General features: G+C 41.0%; 25 protein-coding genes and 2 tRNA genes. 17 read left to right on the top strand and 10 right to left on the bottom strand.

Going from position 1 to position 22,417, the window contains the following annotated elements; all coding sequences use genetic code 11:
- Positions 1-30 precede the first annotated feature (30 nt).
- The 7 genes from AC37HE_RS12165 to AC37HE_RS12135 form a co-directional block, all read right to left on the bottom strand.
- A complete protein-coding gene (locus AC37HE_RS12165; protein ID WP_500783115.1) occupies positions 31-339 on the bottom strand; it encodes a hypothetical protein in 309 nt (102 codons plus the stop codon).
- A 3-nt stretch (positions 340-342) separates the two neighbouring features.
- On the bottom strand, positions 343-1,074 hold the full coding sequence (locus tag AC37HE_RS12160; protein WP_500783114.1) for a relaxase/mobilization nuclease domain-containing protein: 732 nt from the start codon (positions 1,072-1,074) through the stop codon (positions 343-345).
- On the bottom strand, positions 1,071-1,403 hold the full coding sequence (locus AC37HE_RS12155) for a plasmid mobilization protein (RefSeq protein WP_120273837.1): 333 nt from the start codon (positions 1,401-1,403) through the stop codon (positions 1,071-1,073). Before AC37HE_RS12155 ends, AC37HE_RS12160 begins: the two co-directional genes overlap by 4 nt.
- A 536-nt stretch (positions 1,404-1,939) precedes the next feature.
- Entirely contained in the window at positions 1,940-3,112 is a 1,173-nt protein-coding gene (locus tag AC37HE_RS12150; RefSeq protein ID WP_500783113.1) for a VapE domain-containing protein, read from the bottom strand.
- 88 nt (positions 3,113-3,200) lie between these two features.
- A complete protein-coding gene (locus AC37HE_RS12145; RefSeq protein ID WP_500783112.1) occupies positions 3,201-3,497 on the bottom strand; it encodes a helix-turn-helix transcriptional regulator in 297 nt (98 codons plus the stop codon).
- 158 nt (positions 3,498-3,655) lie between these two features.
- Positions 3,656-4,459, bottom strand: a complete 804-nt coding sequence (locus AC37HE_RS12140) for a hypothetical protein (RefSeq protein ID WP_500783111.1) — start codon at positions 4,457-4,459, stop codon at positions 3,656-3,658.
- 384 nt (positions 4,460-4,843) lie between these two features.
- On the bottom strand, positions 4,844-5,449 hold the full coding sequence (locus tag AC37HE_RS12135; RefSeq protein ID WP_500783110.1) for an outer membrane beta-barrel protein: 606 nt from the start codon (positions 5,447-5,449) through the stop codon (positions 4,844-4,846).
- A 162-nt stretch (positions 5,450-5,611) separates the two neighbouring features.
- Here AC37HE_RS12135 and AC37HE_RS12130 point away from each other — a divergent pair, with 162 nt between their 5' ends.
- A complete protein-coding gene (locus AC37HE_RS12130) occupies positions 5,612-5,776 on the top strand; it encodes a hypothetical protein (protein WP_500783109.1) in 165 nt (54 codons plus the stop codon).
- Positions 5,777-6,308: 532 nt separating this feature from the next.
- Here AC37HE_RS12130 and AC37HE_RS12125 read toward each other — a convergent pair.
- A tRNA-Ala gene (locus tag AC37HE_RS12125) sits at positions 6,309-6,382 on the bottom strand.
- 118 nt (positions 6,383-6,500) lie between these two features.
- Here AC37HE_RS12125 and AC37HE_RS12120 point away from each other — a divergent pair.
- From AC37HE_RS12120 to hflX, 3 genes are all read left to right on the top strand, one after another.
- Positions 6,501-7,175, top strand: a complete 675-nt coding sequence (locus AC37HE_RS12120; RefSeq protein ID WP_500783108.1) for an energy transducer TonB — start codon at positions 6,501-6,503, stop codon at positions 7,173-7,175.
- 136 nt (positions 7,176-7,311) lie between these two features.
- Positions 7,312-7,998 carry an energy transducer TonB gene (locus AC37HE_RS12115; RefSeq protein ID WP_500783107.1) on the top strand — a complete coding sequence of 229 codons (687 nt, stop codon included), beginning with the start codon at positions 7,312-7,314 and terminating at the stop codon, positions 7,996-7,998.
- A gap of 72 nt (positions 7,999-8,070) precedes the next feature.
- Positions 8,071-9,300 carry a GTPase HflX gene (hflX, locus tag AC37HE_RS12110; RefSeq protein WP_500783106.1) on the top strand — a complete coding sequence of 410 codons (1,230 nt, stop codon included), beginning with the start codon at positions 8,071-8,073 and terminating at the stop codon, positions 9,298-9,300.
- 104 nt (positions 9,301-9,404) lie between these two features.
- Here the strand turns inward: hflX and AC37HE_RS12105 are convergent, their stop codons facing one another.
- Positions 9,405-9,968, bottom strand: coding sequence for a 30S ribosomal protein S16 (locus AC37HE_RS12105; RefSeq protein WP_500783105.1), 564 nt, complete (start codon positions 9,966-9,968; stop codon positions 9,405-9,407).
- 271 nt (positions 9,969-10,239) lie between these two features.
- Here AC37HE_RS12105 and AC37HE_RS12100 point away from each other — a divergent pair, with 271 nt between their 5' ends.
- The 4 genes from AC37HE_RS12100 to ppk1 all read left to right on the top strand — a co-directional run bounded on the left by AC37HE_RS12100 (position 10,240) and on the right by ppk1 (position 15,189).
- Positions 10,240-10,929: a hypothetical protein gene (locus AC37HE_RS12100; protein WP_500783104.1), complete on the top strand. Its 690-nt coding sequence runs from the start codon at positions 10,240-10,242 to the stop codon at positions 10,927-10,929.
- 113 nt (positions 10,930-11,042) lie between these two features.
- Positions 11,043-12,132, top strand: a protein-coding gene (gene prfB, locus AC37HE_RS12095) for a peptide chain release factor 2 (RefSeq protein ID WP_500783103.1) whose coding sequence is annotated in 2 segments (ribosomal slippage) — positions 11,043-11,105 and positions 11,107-12,132 — 1,089 coding nt in all. Because the reading frame shifts where the segments join, the coding sequence is not laid out codon by codon here.
- Positions 12,125-12,727, top strand: a complete 603-nt coding sequence (locus tag AC37HE_RS12090; protein ID WP_500783102.1) for a GNAT family N-acetyltransferase — start codon at positions 12,125-12,127, stop codon at positions 12,725-12,727. Before prfB ends, AC37HE_RS12090 begins: the two co-directional genes overlap by 8 nt.
- 65 nt (positions 12,728-12,792) lie before the next feature.
- The gene (ppk1, locus tag AC37HE_RS12085; protein ID WP_500783101.1) at positions 12,793-15,189 is read left to right on the top strand and encodes a polyphosphate kinase 1; all 2,397 of its coding nucleotides are present in this window, start codon (positions 12,793-12,795) and stop codon (positions 15,187-15,189) included.
- 18 nt (positions 15,190-15,207) lie between these two features.
- Here the strand turns inward: ppk1 and AC37HE_RS12080 are convergent, their stop codons facing one another.
- Positions 15,208-15,996 carry a hypothetical protein gene (locus tag AC37HE_RS12080; protein ID WP_500783100.1) on the bottom strand — a complete coding sequence of 263 codons (789 nt, stop codon included), beginning with the start codon at positions 15,994-15,996 and terminating at the stop codon, positions 15,208-15,210.
- Between the two features lie 68 nt (positions 15,997-16,064).
- Here AC37HE_RS12080 and AC37HE_RS12075 point away from each other — a divergent pair, with 68 nt between their 5' ends.
- The 9 genes from AC37HE_RS12075 to AC37HE_RS12035 all read left to right on the top strand — a co-directional run.
- Complete coding sequence (locus AC37HE_RS12075; RefSeq protein ID WP_500783099.1) at positions 16,065-16,580, top strand: TrmH family RNA methyltransferase; 516 nt, start codon at positions 16,065-16,067, stop codon at positions 16,578-16,580.
- A gap of 50 nt (positions 16,581-16,630) precedes the next feature.
- Positions 16,631-17,572 carry a hydrogen peroxide-inducible genes activator gene (locus AC37HE_RS12070; protein WP_500783098.1) on the top strand — a complete coding sequence of 314 codons (942 nt, stop codon included), beginning with the start codon at positions 16,631-16,633 and terminating at the stop codon, positions 17,570-17,572.
- Between the two features lie 181 nt (positions 17,573-17,753).
- Positions 17,754-17,825, top strand: a tRNA-Glu gene (locus AC37HE_RS12065).
- Between the two features lie 28 nt (positions 17,826-17,853).
- A complete protein-coding gene (rpsT, locus tag AC37HE_RS12060) occupies positions 17,854-18,105 on the top strand; it encodes a 30S ribosomal protein S20 (RefSeq protein ID WP_500783097.1) in 252 nt (83 codons plus the stop codon).
- Positions 18,106-18,212: 107 nt separating this feature from the next.
- Entirely contained in the window at positions 18,213-18,902 is a 690-nt protein-coding gene (gene radC / locus AC37HE_RS12055; protein ID WP_500783096.1) for a RadC family protein, read from the top strand.
- Between the two features lie 7 nt (positions 18,903-18,909).
- Positions 18,910-20,229 carry a polysaccharide deacetylase family protein gene (locus AC37HE_RS12050; RefSeq protein WP_500783095.1) on the top strand — a complete coding sequence of 440 codons (1,320 nt, stop codon included), beginning with the start codon at positions 18,910-18,912 and terminating at the stop codon, positions 20,227-20,229.
- The gene (locus AC37HE_RS12045) at positions 20,222-21,130 is read left to right on the top strand and encodes a GNAT family N-acetyltransferase (protein WP_500783094.1); all 909 of its coding nucleotides are present in this window, start codon (positions 20,222-20,224) and stop codon (positions 21,128-21,130) included. The genes AC37HE_RS12050 and AC37HE_RS12045 overlap by 8 nt, the downstream gene beginning before the upstream one ends.
- Positions 21,127-22,068, top strand: coding sequence for a polysaccharide deacetylase family protein (locus AC37HE_RS12040; RefSeq protein WP_500783093.1), 942 nt, complete (start codon positions 21,127-21,129; stop codon positions 22,066-22,068). The genes AC37HE_RS12045 and AC37HE_RS12040 overlap by 4 nt, the downstream gene beginning before the upstream one ends.
- On the top strand, positions 22,069-22,417 hold a 349-nt coding region (locus tag AC37HE_RS12035; protein ID WP_500783092.1), incomplete at its 3' end, for a GNAT family N-acetyltransferase.

Raw genomic sequence — 22,417 nt, 5'->3', positions numbered from 1 at the left:
GGTCTGGACGAAATTAAAGGTGAAGCCTTTCTATGATGACCGAAGTAGAAAACAACAAAAAGAAAAAAGAATCACAATTACTACGACCAGTAAAAAGAAAAAATACAGAAACCACTTCGGGATAATCGCATGCTTGTTTATGTGCTGTTTGTGCTCGTATAACAACTTTTCAAGTGGCAACATATTGATTTCAACTTTGACTTTGGCCGTTTTTAGTTCCTTAAGCTGGCGGTCAATCTCCGGAGCGATTTCGTTGATGTTTTTGGTTGTTATATAGAGCTTGTCTATTTCTTCAGTTAATATGCTAAGTAGGACTTGTTGTGATAACTTCTCTCTCATGGCTTATCGTTTTAATTTGAAACTGTATTGATTTTTATCGAATAGCTTTTGAAGGTTAGCAGCGCTAAGCGAGCGATGTACTGCACTGGCTTTGATCGAAGAATCATCCATCTTGAAGCTGGCACCCACTAATTTACCGTTTGACGCGAATTTCGGAAGGACCTCAATCCCGCAGGTCCGCATCGCAGTGGTATAGTCGGCGAGGCTTTTCGGACGCATCTTCAGCACTATTTCATGAGCTGATAATACTTTTTCTTTTCGCCGGTCTTCTCTCGCCATCTGAACCTGTTTGGCCGAGATGAGTTGATGTTCGAGGGCAATGCGGTCTGCCAGGCGCTGAGTCTTCTTCCCAATGTAATTGTCTTTGTAAGCACGCCCGCGCCCATCCACCCGGTTCACGAAGATATGGAGATGGGCGTGTTCCCGGTCCCGATGCAGGAAGGCTACATGCTGATGGTTTTCCAGCTGCATGTGTTTTAAAAATTCAACAGATAGTTGACCAAACTCGGAGTTGGTCAACTTCAGTCCATCTTCGATTGCCGGACTCAGGACAAAAGAGAATGAATTCCGATGACAGCGGTTGTTTAGGTTTTGAAATATGCGAAACTCCCGGGCTATCTCTTTGCCACTGTTGTTTGCTACAAGATTTCGGGAGACTTCTACCGCTTTCATTTTTAGGCGGGCATAATCAATGGCGTTGGACACGTGTGATATACTCTTTGCTTTACCAATCATTGTTCAAATCGTTTGAGGTGTTCGTTTAGCTGCGTGATGACAAACTCCAGATCTTCCAGGATTCTGTCATTTTTGTTGAACCGGTCACTTTTAATCAAATTGGAAATTGATTTAAAGTTGCGGTGAAATTTATGAAGGTCCTGGTACGCTTGCAGCTCTTCGGGTGAAAAGCGTAAGGTGACCTTCTTGTCAAAAACAGCCTTGCGGGCAAAGCTGCTGGTGCTGAGATTGACGCGCTTTGCGGCAAGCTCAATCGCCTTCTTTTCGATTCCGCTTACGCGAAAGGAAACATACGACGTACGAGTAGGGAGTTGTTTTCTTCGTGGCATAAATTACGATAGTAATTTGTGCTCTCTTTGCGAGTTTAGGAGCAAAGCAAGATTGTTTTTGTGCAACAAAGACACATCTTGAAATAGCCAACCGCTGCGATGAACGCGAGAGCTTAAAATGAAGTGGGACGCATGGTCAAGAATTCTCGAACTGACTGCTAAAATAGCAGTCAGGAGAGCAGGATAATCCACCCAGTGGATTGTCCGTGAGGAATTCTTGCCGGGCATGTTCCGCGGAGACTTAAGCTCGGCAAGAGTGGAAGGCGTTTGGCTATTAAGGCTATCTAAGATTGTATAACTGTCAGATGTCTTCATTATCAATTTTTTTCTATTTTTCGGATTTTGGCTACCTGTTTACCTGTGCATTGTAATTCAGTTGTTTAGAATGCCGTAGGAGTAGAATTATATCTTACCAAAGTTACCTTTCAGGTAAGTTAGGTAAGAACCAGGTAGCTTGAAGGGGTAGACCTTACCTGTATCGAAGTCCCTTGGGTAAAGGCTTACAGTAGGAGAGGTAAGAAGGTTGGTATAACTACTCAAGGGCCCAAATCAGAGTTTGGTTTCGCAAGGTAGCCCCAAACCTGACGTTTGGAATGTTTAACCCGTTGGAAATTGAACCCGGATAGCGCTTTGCCGATGTTGATATGATTCAGTCTAACATTTAAACAGTTTAACTCCATAACGATATCTGAGGCAGTCCGGAATTCCTCCAATTCCACTGTCTTTTCGTAATATTTGGCAATTAACTCCTGTTCTGTTGTCAACCGCATGTATTTCTGATTCCGAACCTCGTTCTCTGAAATGTCTTGAACTGTTAACTCGGGGTAGAAATCAGGTGAGAGGTAAGCAAGATGATAAGCCTGGGACCAAACTAAGTTAATGTCGATTTCTTTTGAATAGGCAAAATCAATCCTGTCTTTCAACTCAAAACATAGCCATCTGACAGAACCGGTCTCATCATTCAGAAAAGAACTCATGTTAGTGGAGCCAATAAAAGAGCAGATTCGCGGTAGGTTAGTGTTCTTCCGGTCATATGGAAGACGTTCATTGATGAACGTCTTTGAAAAGAAAGCCTTCAGAGCATTCACATCCTTTTTAGAAAGTACTGCAAGCTCGTCAAGATTGAATAGAAAGTTTCGGCATAGCTGTATTCGCGCATCTTTATCGCTGCTAATGTCTTCGGCCATATAGGCATAGAGGCTGGACGGGCAGAGGAAACGACACCATGTCGATTTTCCTGAACTCTGGCCTTTATGACTGATGATAAAAGCTTGCTTGTTGAAGTAAGTTGGTTCGAGAGAGCACTTTACTGCTCGCACGATCCACTTCTTGAAATGATATTCGAAGGCTTCAGGCTCGTAGGTTGGTACATACGAACAATGCTTTTTGATGTAATCAACTCCATCCCACTTCGGGAGGGAAGTGAAATATTCCAGAATAGGATTGTACTTATCGATTAATTCTGATTTGATCAGAATTTCCAATTTTCCAGGACTGGCATCTATTCCACATTTCGCAAGTTCTATAAGCAGTGAGTTTGTGTTAAGATCATACCATTCACGACCGTTTCTCAATGAAATCTGGTAGTCCTGAGAAATCTGATTGTAGCGGATGTCGTATTTCTCAAACAGATAGTCACTAATATAGTCGTAGATTGTTTTCTTTTTGGGATTATCAACCCGATAGAGGTTGTTTTCATTTGTTGTCATAATACAAATGTTATTTATAAAAATCGTATGTTTATTAATCGGTTATCCGGTAAAGAAATGGGTTGACAGAAAGCGTAAGGCATTTGCCTTACGCTTTCTTCTTTTTATTATTAAGGATGTAATTTGGAGCCTGACGCTCTATGTCCTCGAGGGTAAGAGTAGGACGCTTGAGCAGCCATTCGTCCAGCTTTTCCCGATCAAAGAAGATTATCTTCCCGGTTGGTTTGGAATGAGGAATGACGCGTGAACTGGTTAACTTGTACATGTAACTGCGTGATATACCCGTGTAATCACAAGCTTCATCAAAGTTGAGCACCTTTTTTGTTGCCTTGAATAAAATACGTTCTATTCGTTCTAGGCGTTCTGATAATTTTAAATCGTCCATTGTTCTTGTTTTTCGGTTAACATTGGACAAAAGCGCTTTTGTTTTCTTTTTGTGGAAATCCTGTAACAAAGGAAAAGACTAGCAATCAATCCGAAAAGAACTATAAGCCATATTGTAGGTCAAATTATAGTTGGATGGTGTTTGTAATGAGCTTGTAGCTAGTCTTTTGTGTTTTGGTGATTTTTTATTGCGGATCGGATAGCTTTTCTGATTTGTAGCTGTTCATTGGTGGACCGAGCCGATTTTTTCCAATGAGATATTATCGAATCGTCGGTTGAGATGATATTTCCCTGTTCATCGCGGAAATAAGTTTCTACGATATTTTTAAGCTCTTGTCTGTTTAGTCTATTCGAACTAATCAGGCCGGGAAACAATTGGATTATAAACTCAAACAATGTTTGCCTGTTAGCCGATGTATTGGAGCTCTCCCCTTTTTCTTTCCAAACAATTGGTTTGGATCGTTTAAGCGGTTTCCGCTTAACTAGCCTGGAAAAGGTAGCAAGTTTGCATTCCATATATTTTAGTTCCGCCGTAAGTACGAGGTAGACATGATGGATAGACTCGTCTGTTTTCAAAACGCAATCACTTTTATAATCCTGAAATTTAATGGTGATCTCTTCCGTTATATGTATCGCTTTGTTCGCAAATCTTTTGGTCCAAACGAAATGAAGAAAGGCTGCGCAAAACAGAACGAGTATGAGTGCAATGTACTCCGCAATCATTGTGATTTTGGAGGGGTTAGAGTCGATTAGGTCTTTTATTCCACAATGCAATACATAAGCGACACCTCCGAAGAGTAGGTAGAAAAATATTCTTGGTTTGTCAATTTGGTTATCCCAACTTGAGGGCAAGTTGAGCATGAAAGGCATGAATACCTGGGCAATGAGCCGTCTTAATAATAGAGCTAAAGGAACGGCAAATGCTAAAGCGAATATCCAATTAACGATCTGAATTGAAAGCATTAAAACTGGCTTTAAAGTGGTCGCGTGTTTATCGTCTATTTTATTTCAGTAAGAAATATATTGTTTTCTAGAATAAAGTCAAGAGAGACATTCTATTTTAGACCGTTTCTTGGCAATAAGTTAACTCGCGGTACCGGACGAAGTTAAGTGTTATTTAAGATTTTGCTCAAAAACTTAAATAAGCGTATTTCTAGTTTAATTTTAGACCAAATAACTTAAATAAGAGGAGGCCGTTTTTAAATCTCAATGGAGCTTATTTTGGCAGAAATGAAAGCGGATTTACACCCCAAATGTATGTGAAAAATACCACTGAAAAATGAAAAGGTTACCCATATCTAGGTAACCTTTTGTCTTAAAACTATGTCGTAAAACGGGAAAAACTTTTTATTTCAGATAGAATGCAATGCCAATATTTGCGCCAAGGCTTCCTTGTTCGATTTCAAGACTATCGTCATCTTTGTTCGTATATGTTGCCTTCGTGTAAGATAATCCAAAGTTGAGTGAAATGTTTTCTTTCACAAAGACCGCAAACCCTCCACCGGCGTTAAAAGTAAATCCCCCGTAAGAGATTTCCTGATCGTCCATCCAATTATTTTCGGCCTTATACTTTAACCAAGAGTAGCCTGCCCCTGCTTGGATAAAAGGTTTTATTTTGCCCTCTATTGGGAAGTAGTAGATTGCACTAGGAACTAGCATTACTTCATTCATGCTGTTTTTGTAGGAATCTTCATATTTATCTGTTTCAAACGAAAAAGAACTAAGTAGTCCTACAGCAAAATTGTCTCTGACGAAATAGGCGAATGAAGGTATAATGTCAAATGAACTCACGTCATATTCATCGTCTATTTCTCCTTCGTATTTGTCTTTAACATTAGTGCTGGAGAAACTAAGGCTGGTTCCGCCATTTAAAAGAATAGTCCCCTTCTCTATTTGAGCAGATACAATAAAGACTAGGGCTAAAAAGACTAGGGTTAAAAGGCTCTTTCTCATGAGGATAGATTTTGGTTTAATTAATAAAAGATAACAATGTTTGAAATAGACTGAGTATCTCTCACTTATCACAAAATCTTCCTAATTCCCTTCAAGACACTCTTTAACAATTTACAACTAGCTATGCTAAATAGCAATAGTATAAATCTAAATTTTATAAACATGGAATTAAGACTAGCACAACGAAAGCAAGCCAAAATTAAGCCTGCTATACAAGGGACTTCAGGCTCTGGTAAAACCGATTCAGCATTGCCTTTAGCTGCATTCTCGGTTTCTAAGCTTTGCAACACCGAAATCAGACTTTTCAACTGGGCGGTTTCGCGGTAAAGCTCGTCGTGGTGTTGCAGTAGTTGCTGCACGAAATCGTGGTCTTCCTTAGTTATTCCCCTCTCTGTTTTTGATAGCCGGAAGGTACTCAAAAGCAGGTCAATAGTTGCGATGTCAGCCGAAAGTAACCCCGTTTGTTTTGAAGGTTTTATCCAACAGTACACAGATACTCTATCGAAAAAGGTAAGTTGAAAATTGATTTTGAGAAAGCGAAACGCTACGGATTTTCTTTGAAAAATATGACGTACTTGGGAAAGTGATTAAGTGTATGAACTATTCCGAATTTTTAAACCAAAGAACTTCTAATTTAATCCATGGTAAACCATTCCGTCTATACTATTTTCTGAAGACGGGGATACAATAATTAAAGCGTGCTGAATCATTTGCAAGTTATCGTCCGGAATGAGAGAAAAATCTATTGCGTTTAAAATCGAATTATAAATACAGATTCATCTCAAATTCTGTGTGCACATCTGTGTGCATAAAAATAAAAAGAGTCACAACTTGTAGTTGTAACTCTTTGATTTTCAGGTGGAGAATATCGGAATCGAACCGATGACCTTTTGACTGCCAGTCAAACGCTCTAGCCAACTGAGCTAATCCCCCATCATATTGCTGGGCAAATATAATAATATTTTCAAAACAGCAAGGAGATCTTCCTTTTTTGGATTGGTTTTTGTTTTTAGGCTTATTACCACCCCAATAACCTAAATATTTTAAAGCTATGAAAACAAAAAAATCCCCAAATGTTGATTTGGAAAAGGGACGATCCTTGTTCTTTTCGATTGGACTAGTCTTAGCCTTGGGGCTGGTCCTGGCTGCTTTTAGTTACAAAACAGCCATAAACCAAATACCTGAAGTAAGAACTGTGTCCTGGGAACCGCCAGAGGAAGTGATTATACCGGTTACTAGGCCTGAGGAGAAAAAGATTGAAGTGAAACCTATCTCGATTCAGGAAATTGTTGTTGACCTGGAAAAAGGACAGAAAGAACTTGATTTCTCCGACTATACTGATGAGATTGATCCGGGTGTCGGCATTGAGTTAAATCCGGTCTTAAGTCAACGTTCCCCTGAGCCGGATGAGGTTCCGGTCAACTTTGCCGAGCAAATGCCGGAGTTCCCGGGTGGAATGCAATCCTTGCTTAGTTTTATAGCTAAAACAGTCAGGTACCCTAAGTTAGCTCAGGAGGTAGGGACTCAAGGTCGTGTATTTGTACGGTTTGTTGTGAATACCGATGGGACAATTGCCGATGCACAAGTTGTCAGGTCTGTTGATAAGTTGTTAGATGCCGAAGCATTGCGGGTGGTTCGGAATATGCCTAAATGGAGACCGGGACTTCAAAATGGAAAACCGGTTCGTGTTAATTTTACGATACCAATCAATTTCGTATTACAATAAAAATTGGGTCTAAAATCAAATAAATGATGGATGAATTTTTTAATTCAGGGGGATTTGCTTTTGTCGATTATTTTATATCTTTAACCCCTCAAAGAAAAAATGTTTCTGTCACAGAATAAACTTCTAAAACTGAATTATGGAATTGAAGAAATCACCGAAAGCTGATCTCGAGAACAAGAGGAATATCTTTGTTCAGATCGGGCTTGTGATCTCTCTGGGACTTACACTTCTTGCATTTGAGTGGACTACTCGTGTGGAGCAAGCTTCCTCATTGGGTACAGTGGCGCAGCAAGAGGTCGAAGATGAGATCATTCCGATCACGCGTCAAGAAGAAGTAAAACCGCCGCCACCGCCGCCGCCACCAAAGGTTGTTGAAATGTTGAATATCGTGGACAACGACGTTGAGATCGAAGATGAATTGGAGATCGACGACACAGAAGCTGATGATAACACAGTGATTGATGTTGCTCCGGTTATTCAGCAAGAAGCTGAAGAAGAAGAAGAAAGTGAAGTCTTCTTTATTGTAGAAAACATGCCAGAATTCCCTGGTGGAGAATTAGCATTGCGTAAATTCATTGCTAATGCGATCAAGTATCCTGTAATTGCTCAGGAGAACGGAATTCAAGGTAAAGTTTACGTGAACTTCGTAGTTGATAAAGATGGTTCGGTAACACAAGCACGTATTGCCCGTGGTGTAGACCCATCCTTAGACAAAGAAGCTCTTCGCGTTGTGAACAGTCTTCCAAAATGGAAGCCGGGTATGCAAAGGGGTAAGCCAGTAAGAGTATCTTACACGGTGCCTATCAGTTTTGTATTACAGTAAGACGCATTATATTACAAGAATCCTGGTTTCGTGTACGAGACCAGGTTTTTTTATGCCATAAATAGAAGTTGAATGATTGAAACCGCTCCGCAACAGGAAACAGCAGTTTTGGTTGGTCTGATCAACCAAAGTCAGGATGAAAGACAAGCTCAGGAGTATTTGGACGAGCTTGAATTCTTGGCTGATACAGCAGGTGCTGTGGTGAAAAAGCAATTTTATCAGAGGATGGATGTGCCCCATCCGGCCACTTTTGTGGGTTCAGGAAAACTAGAGGAAATCCAGAACTACATTAAGATTCACGACATTGATACGATCATCTTTGATGATGAATTAAGTCCTACGCAGTTGCGAAATATTGAACGTGCGTTGAGTTGTAAGGTTTTAGACCGGACCAACCTTATCCTCGATATATTTGCAAAAAGGGCGCAAACCGCTCATGCGAAAACACAAGTTGAGTTAGCACAATATCAATATATGCTGCCACGTCTGACGCGCATGTGGACTCACTTGGAACGTCAACGAGGAGGTATTGGTATGCGGGGACCCGGTGAAACGCAAATCGAGACCGACCGCCGTATTATTCTCGACAAAATTGCCCGATTGAAGGAGCAATTGATTAAAATCGATAAGCAAAAGGCGACACAGCGTAAGAATCGTGGTAAGATGGTTCGTGTAGCCTTGGTTGGTTATACTAATGTGGGAAAATCTACCATCATGAATATGATGGCTAAATCGGAAGTGTTTGCTGAAAATAAACTTTTTGCAACGCTGGACACGACTGTTCGGAAAGTGGTGATTGGTAATATCCCTTTCTTACTTTCTGATACGGTAGGATTTATTCGGAAGCTTCCTCATGGTTTGGTTGAATCTTTTAAATCTACTTTGGACGAAGTGCGCGAAGCTGACTTGTTGGTGCATGTCGTTGATATTTCTCATCCGGGCTTCGAAGAACAGATTGATACGGTAAATGAAACCTTGAGTGAAATTGACACGAGGGAAAAGCCGACCATCTATGTCTTCAATAAGATTGACGCTTATAATTATGTGGAGAAGGATGAGGCTGATTTAAGTCCGAAGTCCAGGGAAAATTATTCGCTCGATGATCTGAAAAATAGTTGGATGGGTAAAAAGAATACTCCATCGATATTTATCTCGGCGGTTAAGAAGCAGAATGTTGATGAATTTAAGAAAAAGCTTTACGAGGAAGTTCATAAGATTCACATTACCCGTTTCCCGTATAACGATTTTCTGTATGATCCGGATTGGATTGTTGATCCGGGAATTACGGACGAAGAAGAATAACTTAAGAAACTATTGGATACGAAAAAAGCGATGGAAAAACTTCCAGCGCTTTTTTATGTCGTTCTGTATTAAGGTCTAATCTTAAAAACAGTGCCGACCCGGAACTACTCTGCTGTTTCTTCGCCTTCGGCAGAAGCTTCAGCTTCGGGAGCTTCTTCTGTAGCTTCCTCTGCTTCAGCGGCAACAGAAGCTTCAGCTTCAGCAGCCAACTCAGCGTTTTTCTTAGCAATAGCTTCTGCTCTATCAGCATTTACTTTTGCTTCAGCATCTAAACGAGCTGTTTTAGAATCGCTGGCCTCTTTCGATAAACGATCTTTTTTGGCTTGAATTTTAGCTGCTTTTTCGGCAACCCAAGCTTCAAAGCGTTTTTCTGCTTCTTCTTCAGAGAAAGCACCTTTAGCAACTCCACCTTGTAAGTGTTTCATGTATAAAACACCATTGTAAGAAAGAATAGCTCTTACTGTGTCAGTAGGTTGAGCACCTTTGTTAAGCCAGTTTAAAGCTTTATCAAAATCAAGATCGATCGTAGCAGGATTTGTATTTGGATTATAAGATCCAATCCTTTCAATGAAACGACCATCTCGTGGTGCCCTGCTATCAGCTATCACAATGTGATAGTAAGCGTAACGTTTGCGACCATGTCGCTGCAATCTGATTTTTGCTGGCATTGAAATAAAATTTAATTGATAAACAATTTGTTAAAATGTGGCGCAAAGATAATCTTTTATTTCGGATCGAAAAAAGTCTTTTTATTTTTATTTAGGTCGATTAAAAAGACGTAATTTGAAATTAAATCTCTTTTGTAGGAGGGTATTCTTCGAATTATCTGGAATATGGATGTGTATCGGTTAATCGCTTGAAAGAAAAATAGCATTCGGGCGCAACCTTTGGATAAAGCATTCATCTTGTACTTGTAATTAAAAAGGAAAAATAGAAACTATGAAAAAATTATTTACGGGTTTACTTGTTGTTCTTGTTGGATTAGGCTTGTTCTCGTGTAAAAGCGAGGAAGTTCTGCCGATTGCAAATAGCGACGTTTTCACCTTGACAAAAAACGTGGATGGAGTAACAATGTATGGGCTGGCTTTGCATACTTATGCCAATGTGCCTATGAATGCAGTTACGGCCACCGATGATTTGGGTGATATTTATACTTTAACAGCCTATAATAACTATACTTACGAGTACTATACCGAAACCGATGCGGACAATTATACAACCACTTTGCCGGAAACCGGAACTTATACATTTTCGGTAAAATTGACTGACGGGGAAGTATTAACCGTTTCTGATGTATTGGAGGGCACCTATATTCAGCCTGTTGATATTACAACCTGTGCGTACGATGCCGATTATAATCGCATTGATGTTGAGTGGGATTCGAGTGACGAAGAAGATTATTCGGTAATAATACTTCGAAACTCCGATGGAAACATGGTCTACTATAGTAGTACGCTTGGAACATCCGTTGTTAGTGCGTATATCACAAGCAGTAGTTGGGTTAGCGGATATGAGCCGGTTGACGGAGAAACCTATACTGTCGAATTAGGCATGTATAAGAAAGCAACAGACTCGGACTACCTGGACGCAAAGGCGGTGACAACACAAGAAGTTGTTTGGGGAGAATAAGAGGAACAAGAAATAATTAATTAAGAAAGCAGGCTACAAATAGTGGCCTGCTTTTATTTTTTTGAATTATCTGCTTGTATTTCCTACTTTTGCACACCACAAAAAGATGAATTATGATTTTAAAGGAGCAGCTAAAAGAGCTTGCTGAGCGCCGGGATGCGCTGAGGAGGCATCTTTGACTACGATGCAAAGTTAATACAACTACAAGAAGAGGAACTGAAAACTCAGGATCCGGATTTTTGGACCGACTCTAAAAAGGCTGAAGAACAGATGAAAGCTATTCGGAGTATTAAGGTTTGGACCGACGGATTTAATACAGTTGATAAGTCGCTTGAAGACTTATTTGTACTCTACGAATTTTTTGAGGCAGAAGAAGCTTCGGAGGAAGAAGTAAGTACACAGTTTAATGAGACCTTAGAGCTTGTCGAAGAATTAGAGGCGAAGAATATGCTTCGTAATGAAGAAGACAAGTTGGGGGCTGTGCTTCGGATTAATGCCGGAGCAGGAGGAACAGAAGCGAACGACTGGGCCGATATTTTGATGCGCATGTATTTGCGCTACGGCGAAAAAGAAGGTTTCAAAATTAAAGTTTCCGAGTTTAATCCGGGTGATGAGGTCGGTGTGAAAAACTGCACAATCGAGTTTGACGGTGATTATGCCTACGGTTATCTTAAAAGTGAAAATGGAGTCCACCGTTTAGTGCGCTTGTCACCTTTTAATGCCCAGAACAAACGAATGACTTCCTTTACTTCTGTTTTTGTTGCACCATTAGTCGACGATTCGATCGAAATTGAAATTAATCCGGCTGACATAACCTGGGATACCTTCCGATCAGGAGGTGCCGGTGGGCAGAATGTGAATAAGGTGGAGACAGGTGTGCGTTTGCGACATGCTCCTACCGGAATTATCATTGAAAATACTGAAAGTCGGTCACAGCTAGGCAATAAGGAAAATGCATTGCGCTTGCTGAAGTCTCAGCTCTACGAACTGGAGCTGCGGAAGCGTCGCGAGACAATAGATGCCATCGAAGCAGGTAAAAAGAAAATTGAATGGGGGTCCCAAATTCGCTCCTATGTTCTTCAACCTTACAAGCTGGTTAAAGATGTGCGTACCGGACACGAAACCGGTAATGTTCAGGCTGTGCTGGATGGTGAGCTGGATGGTTTCATCAAAGCTTATTTAATGCAGTATGGCGATGCCTAGCCACCTTGAAGTTCGATTGGCGACTTTGTCGGATGCAGAGGCTATCCTTGAAATTTATAAGCCTTTTGTAACCGATTCTGTTGTAACCTTTGAAGAAGTCGTCCCGTCGGTTCGTGAATTTCGTCAGCGGATGGCTTCAATTTTAGAGGAATGTCCTTATTTGGTTTGCCTGATGGATGGACGGATCATAGGTTATGCCTATGCTTCAGCATATCGGTCGCGTAGTTCCTATCGGTGGAATCGTGAGGTGACGATTTACATTCATCCGGATGGTCAACGAAAAAGAATAGGAACAGCCTTGTATTTTGCGCTGATCGAGATTTTGAAAAGGCAAAACTTTGCGAATCTTTTGGCAGTTGTTACGCTGCCCAACGAGGGGAGCGCTCGTTTGCATGAGCATGTTGGGTTTAAGCCATGTGCTGTGTTTAATCAGGTTGGGTACAAAATGAATCAATGGCATCAGGTAGGCTGGTGGGAGCTGGCTTTAACGTCTCCAACTGAAAAGCCGAAAGAGCCAATCCTTTTCAACGATTTTGATGAACCTTATTTCCTAGATGACGTTTTTCTAAAAGCCGTGGAGTTAGTGAAGATTTAGTCAATTTTTCTTGAACAACTCGAAAAAATCTGTTTACTTGTAAAAATAGGCAGAGGCTTAATTAAATGAAAAAAACAGATTCATATATAAATCGGGAAATCAGCTGGTTGTCATTTAATGCCAGGGTTTTGCAGGAAGCAGAAGATCCTACCGTTCCCTTGTTTGAGCGCTTGCGTTTTTTGGGAATTTTTTCGAACAACCTCGACGAATTCTTCCGGGTGCGAGTAGCATCGGTTCGGCGCATGGTCGACTTTGGTGATGATGGGAGTATCTTAGGTAATTTTACGCCTGAAGAACTCCACGAAGAGATTCATCGGGTTGTGGTTAGTCATCAAAAAAAATCACAGGAGATCTACCGGAAGATCATGCAGGAAATGGCCGACGAGAATCTTTTCATTATTGACGAGACTAAGTTGACCAGGGAGCAGGGGATTTTTGTGAAACGCTATTTTAATGAAAAAGTGTTGCCTAACCTTGTTCCAATCATGCTGAGTGAAGCACATAAATTTCCTTATCTGCGCGATCGATCTGTTTATTTAGCGATTAAACTTTCCCGAACCCACAAACCCGGGAAATTTGCGTATGCCTTGGTTCGAGTGCCAAGTATTACATTAACCCGCTTTTTGGTGCTCCCGTCTCGCAGTGGTAAGCAGTATGTTATTTTGCTCGATGATATTATTAGATATTGTATGCCCGACATCTTTCCACTTTTTCAGTATGACAAGTTTGAGGCATACACGATTAAGGTGACGCGAGATGCAGAGTTGAATATTGACGATGATATTTCAAAAAGCTTTATCGAAAAGATGGAGTTAGGCTTGAAGAAAAGGAAAGTTGGTACCCCCGTTCGGTTATTGTACGATAGTAACATTCCTAACGAATTTCTGGAGTTCATTTTGAAAAAGATGAATCTGGATCCTGATAATACTGTCGCAGGAGGTCGCTATCATAACCACAAGGACTTCATGAACTTTCCGGAGATTGGCACCGATCAGCATTACTATAAACGATTACCCCCGGTTCGCCATCGCAATTTGCCGCCACATAACAGTATTTTGAAAAAGCTGCGGCAAACCGATGTGATGTTGCATTATCCCTACCAAAGTTTTAGTCACTTTCTGGATCTTCTGCGCGAAGCAGCAATTGATCCGAAAGTCGAAGAAATTGGAATTACGATTTATAGGGTCGCTGATAACTCCCGGGTAGTAAATGTTCTGCTGAATGCTATCCGTAATGGTAAACGTGTGACGGTTGTTATTGAACTGCAGGCACGTTTCGATGAGGAAGCCAATATTTACTGGTCAAACAAACTGCAGGAAGAAGGGGCACATGTAATTAATGGAGTGCCTGGTTTGAAGGTGCACTCTAAATTAGCTTGGGTACAGCGCAGAGAAGGAAGGTCAGTGCGTAACTATGCTTATGTGGGCACTGGAAACTTTCATGAAGGAACCGCTCGCGTATACGGAGACGATGGTTTGTTGACGGGCGATCCGCGTATTGCTGATGAGGTAGCCCGGCTATTTGGATTTTTCAAACACAACTATCGGAATGATCGATATAATCATCTGATCGTTAGTCCGTTTAGTATGCGAAATTTCTTCGTTAGCATGATTGACAAGGAGATTGAAATTGCTAAATCGGGTAAGAAGGCTTATATGATTTTGAAGATGAACAGCCTGATCGACCCGGATATGATGGATAAAATTGCAGAGGCTGCACGAGCAGGAGTAAAAGTTCAATTGATTGTGAGAGGAATCTTTGGATTAAAAACGGAAGAAGAAGATATTCGCGCTAATATTGAGGCAATCAGTATTGTCGATAAATACTTGGAACACTCTCGTGTTTTTCTATTCGGTAATGGTGGAGAAGAGAAAATGTTTATTTCCTCAGCCGACTGGATGCCGCGGAACCTGAACCGTCGGCTGGAAGTTGCTTGCCCGATTTATAATTCGGATATTCAGAATGAACTGAAAAAGATGCTTTCATTTCAATTAAAGGATAATACAAAATCGCGTATTCTTAATAATTCGCTGTCGAACGACTATAATCACCAAACGGTTGATGGCAGGTATCGTTCGCAAGAGGATTTTTACCAGTATATTAAAGAAAAACATCAGGTAGTTATGAAAATCTATCACAATCCACGTTGCTCGAAAAGTCGTGCAGGACTCCAGTTCCTGGAGGAAAATGGTTATCCTACCGAAATCGTTAACTATATGAAGGATGGAATTTCAGAAGAAGAAATCCGCCATATTATTGAGTTAACCGGAATGTCGGCTTTCGATTTGGTTCGGACACAGGAAGAATTGTACAGAACCGAGTACAAAGACAAGTCAATGACCGATGACGAATGGGTGAAAGTGCTTTCGGAAAATCCCAAGCTGCTGAAACGCCCCATCGTTGTAAACGGCAGCAATGCGGTATTGGCTCAGCCTGCCGAAATGATTGATAAAATTTTATAAGATTCTTTTATAATATGACTAGCCAACTTTGGATTGCAATGATTTGATTTGCTGTTCAAGCTTGGCTTTTCTTTTTAGAGCTGTTGACAAGGCCAGTGCTTGCACGAAAGCTTCCTTGTCGTATTTTTCCAAAATTATATAGTAGTAACGTTTTCCCAGGAACACTGCTTTTAGGTTGCGGTCGGCGTGCTTAGCGATAAACTCAATAACTCCGTTATCCTTGCCGTCGGTATACGAAACCTTTTCCCATTTCATGTTCATGAAATCACTTTGGTGATTGAGTGGTGAGCCAACAGGAATGTTTGCCGTTTTTGCCTGGAGGTCGCCATCGTACACGCGAATTCCGGTGTGATCCAATGCTCGTTCTCCGTAATAGTTGCTCGAAATATAAATTGCACCGCGTTCATCCAGATGAATTTGAATGAACGATTTGTTCCATCGCCGTTGAAATTGTTGGCGTTTTGGGATGTATTGTGTATAACGGTCAAATTCAGTTTTTTCTGTTACGAAGTTCTTCTCTAAGCTTCCAATTTGCTGTTTTACCGAATCCAGCTCATCTTGGGTTTTGTATAGCAATTCTCCGTACACTTTCTTTTTAAACTGGCCGGCAGCAACAACCTGTTGAATGGCTCCTTTGTAGAAGTTTTGTACCGAATCGGCTAACTGAAGAGCAAGTGTTGTATCTCCTTGCTGGTAATAGTTTTCAGCTTGTTGGAGCTTTTCACGAGCCAGTTGTTTTTCCGATTTTCCACACGAGATTAGTTGAGCTGAGATTAAAAAAAGAAGAAAAAAACGGAATGCTTTCATGGACAAATGGTTTAAAATCTTTTCTTTCGTAGTTTCTGAATGGTCAAAGAAACAGAATAATTTTCAGGATGGAAACAAATTCAGTTGCATTTTTTAAGTCCGAAGTACCTCCGGAATTGTTGGTTAAGCCCTTGGTAGCCGCATGGAAAGTGAAAAATCCGCAAAATGTAGGGAGCCTGATGCGCTTGGTTGATAACCTGGGGGGTGAAAAGCTTATCCTGCTGGATGATGAGAACGATAAGCGTGAATCATCAATCCGTAAAACCGCCGGATTAAGTTTTAAAAATGTCGAGCTGCACTACCAATCAGCTGATCAGTTTTTTGATGAGCTTCCGGAAGGCTATTCAGTATGTGCTATTGAAACAGCTGAAGGTGCTACCAATTTGTTTGAAACAAAACTTCCTGAAAAAATTGTTTTTTTGCTGGGGAGCGAGATGCATGGTTTGGATGAGGCGTTACTGGAACGTTGTGAACAGTCCGTTTATATTCCCATGACGGGTAAATGTAAGTCGATGAATATCTCACATGCTTTAGCGGTTTGCCTATTCGAATGGCAACGGCAACAATTATTTCCGGGGAAATGAAACTTCGTATAGATTTTTTCTATATTTAAGCTGAAATAAATAGATAAACCATGATCACGCTAACCCAACTTGAATACATAGTTGCTGTAGATACCTTTCGCCATTTTGGGCGTGCCGCAGAACATTGTTTTATAACCCAGCCAACTCTGAGTATGCAGATAAAAAAGCTGGAGGAAGATTTGGAGGTTGTTATCTTTGACCGAAGTAAGCAACCCCTGATTCCGACCGATGTTGGTAAGCGTATTATTGAACAGTCGCGAATTATTTTGCAGGAAACAGAAAAGGTTAATAATATCGTTAAAGATCATAAAAACCTGATTTCCGGAGAGCTTAAAATCGGAATCATTCCAACATTGGCACCATATTTACTACCGTTGTTTATTGGAAACTATAAACGGAAATATCCCAATATTACTTTAAAGGTTGAAGAGTTGACTACGGAAAATATTGTCGATCATCTGAATCGCGATTTGTTGGATGTTGGGATTCTGGTTACACCATTAAAAGAAGATCGGATCAGTGAAAAGCCGATTTTCTACGAGGAGATGATGTTGTATGCGCATAAAGATCACCCGTTGCACAATAAGGAAGAGGTGAATGTAAAGGATATCTCAGTGCCCGAGATTTGGTTGTTGAGCGATGGACACTGTTTTCGCCACCAGGTTATTAATCTTTGCTCTTTTAAAGGTGCGGCAAATGATGAGCTTCCTTTTCATTTTGAAGCAGGTTCACTGGAGACTTTGATGAACATTATTGACAAAGAAGGCGGAATAACCCTGATTCCTGAGCTAGCCTCTATTGAAATGAGCACTGAGCGCTCTTTGCATGTGCGGGCCTTTGACGATATGACGCCTTTGCGCGAAGTTAGTCTGGTTTATTCAAGACATTTTGCCAAGAATAAATTGATAGAATTGCTATGGAAGGAGATTACTAACTCGATGCCTCAGAGTTTATTAAACAAAGAGCGGGGTACGGTTGTCGACTGGAAATAAAATTTTTTGAGATTTTTGTTTGCAGTTTCAAAAATCTTCCATTTCTTTGCATCGCTGAAATCAAAACGGTTCTGCTAAACGAAGCAGAGCAGAATTTCAGAAAAATTTCTTGAAAAATTTGGAGACTCAAAAAAAGAAACTATTTTTGCAGTCCCAAAATCAAGGGAGCTAATAAAATGATGGCCCGTTCGTCTAGCGGTTAGGACGCCAGGTTTTCATCCTGGTAGCAGGGGTTCGATTCCCCTACGGGCTACAAACAAAAAAATTGAGGAAATTAAAAAATGGCAAATCATCAATCTTCAAAAAAGAGAATCAGACAAGACGAGAAAAAACGTCTTGAGAACAAATACTACGCTAAAACAATGCGTAATGCACTGAGAAAGTTGCGTGCTGCAACCGAGAAAGAAGCTGCTGTTGCCGAGTTGCCTAAAGTAACTTCAATGATTGACAGATTAGCTAAAAGAAACGTTATTCACAAGAATAAAGCTGCAAACTTAAAGGCTAGCCTTGCTTCACATGTGAACAAATTATAAGAAATTACTTATAAATGAGAAGCCTCTTCAATTCTGAAGAGGCTTTTTTTTGCTTTTAGAAGTCGGTTTCGTGGAATTTTCATAATTTAGTTAAAAACCGACTTGTCATGTATAAAAAGTTGAGCATCAAAGATTGGGCGGCTGAAGATCGTCCCCGCGAAAAATTGATTTTGAAAGGTACCCGCTCCCTTTCAGATGCTGAACTGATGGCTATTTTGATTGGCTCCGGAAATGTGGAGGAGTCAGCTGTCGAGTTATCCCGCCGAATTCTCAGCTCTGCAAACAATGATTTAAATGAACTGGGCAAAAAACAAGTTTCTGACTTCCTTAAATTTAAAGGTATTGGCGATGCTAAAGCTGTCAATATTGTTGCAGCGTTGGAGTTGGGCCGCCGTAGGAAAGATCAGATGCCTGCTGAAAAGTTAACCATTACGGCCAGCTCGGATGCGGCGAACTATTTTCGTCCTTTATTGGAGGATCTGCCTGTTGAAGAATTCTGGATTTTGCTATTGAATCGATCCAATACTGTCCTTGATAAGTTTATGGTGAGCCAGGGAGGGTTGACAGGAACGGTGATCGATGTGAAGATTATCCTAAAGACGGCATTGGAGAAATTGGCTTCGGCTATGATTTTATGTCATAATCATCCTTCAGGAAATTCACGCCCTAGTGAAGCCGATCGGAATATTACCCGTAAAATAAAGAGTGCTGCCGATATTATGGAGATTGCTGTACTCGACCATATTATTATTGCCCATCATCAGTATTTTAGTTTTGCCGACGAAGGATTAATATAAAGTAATCATGATTGCTGTTTATGCTAATAAAATAACGAATAGACTGCGTTATATCTTCGAGTTGTATTTTGAAGAGTTGCTTCGGTTACCTGTAAGCTTTACAGATGATGCAGCTGTTTTTATCCGGGAGAAAGGAATTAAGATCAACTACTCGAATCAAAATTTTGAGGGTAACATATTGCATATGCGTCCCCATGGGTTGCTGTTTCAAAAGGGCTTGGAATATCAGGATCTAACGGCTGTGGATTGTAACGGACAGTTGTGTTTGTTTCACAGTTCCAATGATTCATTTTTGCCTTTCGATGTGTTTGCAGCTGGTTTTTTTCTTGTTAGCCGATACGAAGAATACTTGGAGCGGCAGTTTGGAAAGCATGGTCGTTATCCGGCGAAGCATAGTCTTTTGAGCCGGAATAAGGTGTTGGATCAGCCGGTGGTCAATCAATGGGCGCGGATGATTGCTGCTAAGCTGCAGAAATACCACCCCGAGCTTTTGATTCCAAAACCGGAGTTTGATTTTTTAACGACAATCGATATTGATAATGCCTGGGCTTATAAAAACAAGAGTATGGGGCGATTGTTGGGGGCTAGTATGAAAAGCGTGTTTCGAGGACGTTTTCATGAGATTGCAGAGCGTTTCAGGATCTGGTCAGGAGAAGGAGCTGATCCGTATGATACTTACGATTATATTCGAAAGGTATACCGGGGCTTGGAAGGTCACTTACATTTTTTCTTTTTAATTGGGAAACCCGGATGGTTTGATCGTAATATTTCGGCAAAGAACGGTGAGTTTAGAGCTTTGATTCGGGATCTGGCTGATGATTTTGAACTCGGCTTGCATCCCTCTTATCGTTCAAACCGTGTAAAAGGAGAACTGAGCAAAGAGCGTAAGCTTCTGGAGCATATTATTGAAAGGCCTGTTGTTTCAAGTCGTCAACATTACCTGAAGTTACTGTTCCCGGTAACCTACCGACGGTTGATAAAAGCTGGAATTCGGGAAGATTACACTTTGGGGTATTCTGAGACGATTGGTTTTCGAGCCGGAATTGCAACGCCATTCTGTTTTTTCGATCTGAAAGAGGATCAAAAGACCAATTTGAAGATATTTCCTTTTCAATCGATGGATATTACTTTACGCGACTATATGCATAAATCGCCTGATGAGGCTTTGGATTTACTGAAAAAAATGATGTTGGAAATCAAAAAAAGCGGGGGAACTTTTATAAGTTTATGGCATAATGAGAGTTTGAATGATGTTGGTATTTGGAAAGGATGGCGAGGAGTATTTGAAGAGCTCACCACTTTTGCAACAGCTTTGAAAAATGACTGAAATTAGAGTTAACTACTTACAGTACGATCAGGTAGATACGGATAAGTGGGATTGGTGCCTGGCCAATTCATCTAATGCGCTTGTTTATGCTCAGTCGTGGTACCTCGATAAGCTTTGCCCCGGTTGGGATGCTTTGGTTATTGGTGATTACGAATATGTCATGCCTTTAACCTTTCGGGAAAAGTTTGGAATTCGGTATTTATTCCAGCCTCTCTATTGTCAGCAATTGGGTATTTTCCCTCCGCCAAGTAAGGAAATCGCCGATGCTTTTTACAAGGCGGCCCTGGAGCATTTTTCATTTGCACAGATCCATCTGAATTCAAGAAATCGACCGACCAACGATATGCCGGTCGAGGTTCGGTATAATTTGTTACTTAACCTGAATGAACCTTATTCGGACCTGGCTGCCAAATTTTCGCAGCATACCATGCGGAAATTGAGAAAAGCGTCGCACAATCGCCTGAATTTTATAAATGGATTATCTGTCAAGGATTTTCTCGAATTCAAAAAAAGGAATACAAAAGTCCGCTTGAAGAAGCAGGATCTGGAAGGTTTGAGGCAGTTACTGACTTTTTCTTTGTCAAGAAGTTTGGGTGAATTGTACGGAGTTTACGACCGGACTAATGAGCTTTGCGCTGCAGCATTTTTTGTGCGTCACGAGAAGCGTGTAACTTTTATTAATGCGGTCAGTAATGATCTGGGACGTGAACTGGCGGGGATGTATTTTTTGCTCGATCATTTTATACGTCTCCATGCCGGTAAAAACTACATTCTTGATTTCGAAGGATCGATGATTGATGGTGTTGCCCGGATGTATAAAGGTTTTGGAGCTGCTCCTGAAACCTATTATTATCTGGCTTGGAATAATTTGCCCTTTTGGGCAAAATGGTTAAAACGATGAATGAATTTTCAACACAATTAATATCCGAACTGGCAGCAATTACGCCCTTCAGTATGTTGAAGTCGGGGAAATCTTTGCCGGTTTTGCTACCCTTTTATCACTTGGTTTCTGATCAGGATTTGCCCTTTCGGAATAATTACGATTATCCGTCCGTGGCCCAGTTTGAGGGTGATCTGGATTTTCTGTTAAAGCATTTTCGGGCTATCAGTCTCGATGAATTGATGAAGGGCGGTAAGCTCTCGAATTGTTTTCATCTGAGTTTCGACGACGGTCTGCGGGAATGTTATGAAATAGTTGCACCGATCCTTAAACGAAAAGGGGTGCCGGCTTCTTTTTTCATTAATCCCTCGTTTGTCGATAATAAAGACCTTTTCCATCGTTACAAGGCTTCGGAGATTACAGCGATACTGAAAGCCAAAAATATTCACCTTAGTTTGCAGCGAACTTATGCCGATCTGGCCTCGTTGGATGAAATGGCCGAGGAGATTGGTTTAAGCTGGGAAGAATGGTTGGCTGAAAATAAACCCTATATGACATTAGATCAGGTTAAAAGCCTGCAATCTGATGGGTTTATAATCGGCTCCCACTCCATGGATCACCCCGAATTTGAATTGTTGGATGAAGAAACCCAACTTGAAGAAATCCGCGAAAGTATGGATTGGGTTAATCGCAAATTGCAACCATCCATTAAGGCTTTTGCTTTTCCGTTTACCGATTTTGGGGTCGCGGAACAGGTATTTGAAATCTGTCATCGCGATCATATTTTCGATATCAGTTTTGGAACTGCAGGTTTGAAAAAAGAGCGGTTTCCCTTTCATTTTCAACGATTGCCAATGGAAAAAAATATAGACGTCAGCCCTCAAAAGCGGGTGAAAGAGGCTTATATGGCGTACCGTTTGAAAGCTATGCTGGGGAAACATTATGCCAAAAGAATCTAAATGAAACTTCATAAGGTCACCATTAAAGAACTTCCGAACTTTGTCGACAGCAAGTGGTTTCAACAGTTGCCCGTTCACCCCGTTAGTTTAGATCGGGTGCAGTCGTTTAAGGCGAATCCGCACGCACGGGAGGAAGACCAAGTTTTGTATTATTTCGAATCAGACGATGAAATTTTGGCCTTTCGAACGGTTTTTCCGGCTATGCTGAATTCTGAATCGGAGCGGTTTGTTTGGCTTAGCGGAGCCTGGACAGACCCCATTTATCGCAAAACAGGATTGTCGGTCAAGTTGCTGAAAGAGGTGGCTGCCGACTGGAACGGGCGGATGATGGCAACCAACTTTTCACCGG

The organism is Mangrovibacterium sp., assembly GCF_059905295.1.
The sequence above is the reverse complement of the archived record's forward strand: the minus strand, read 5'-3'. Positions and strand labels throughout refer to the sequence as shown.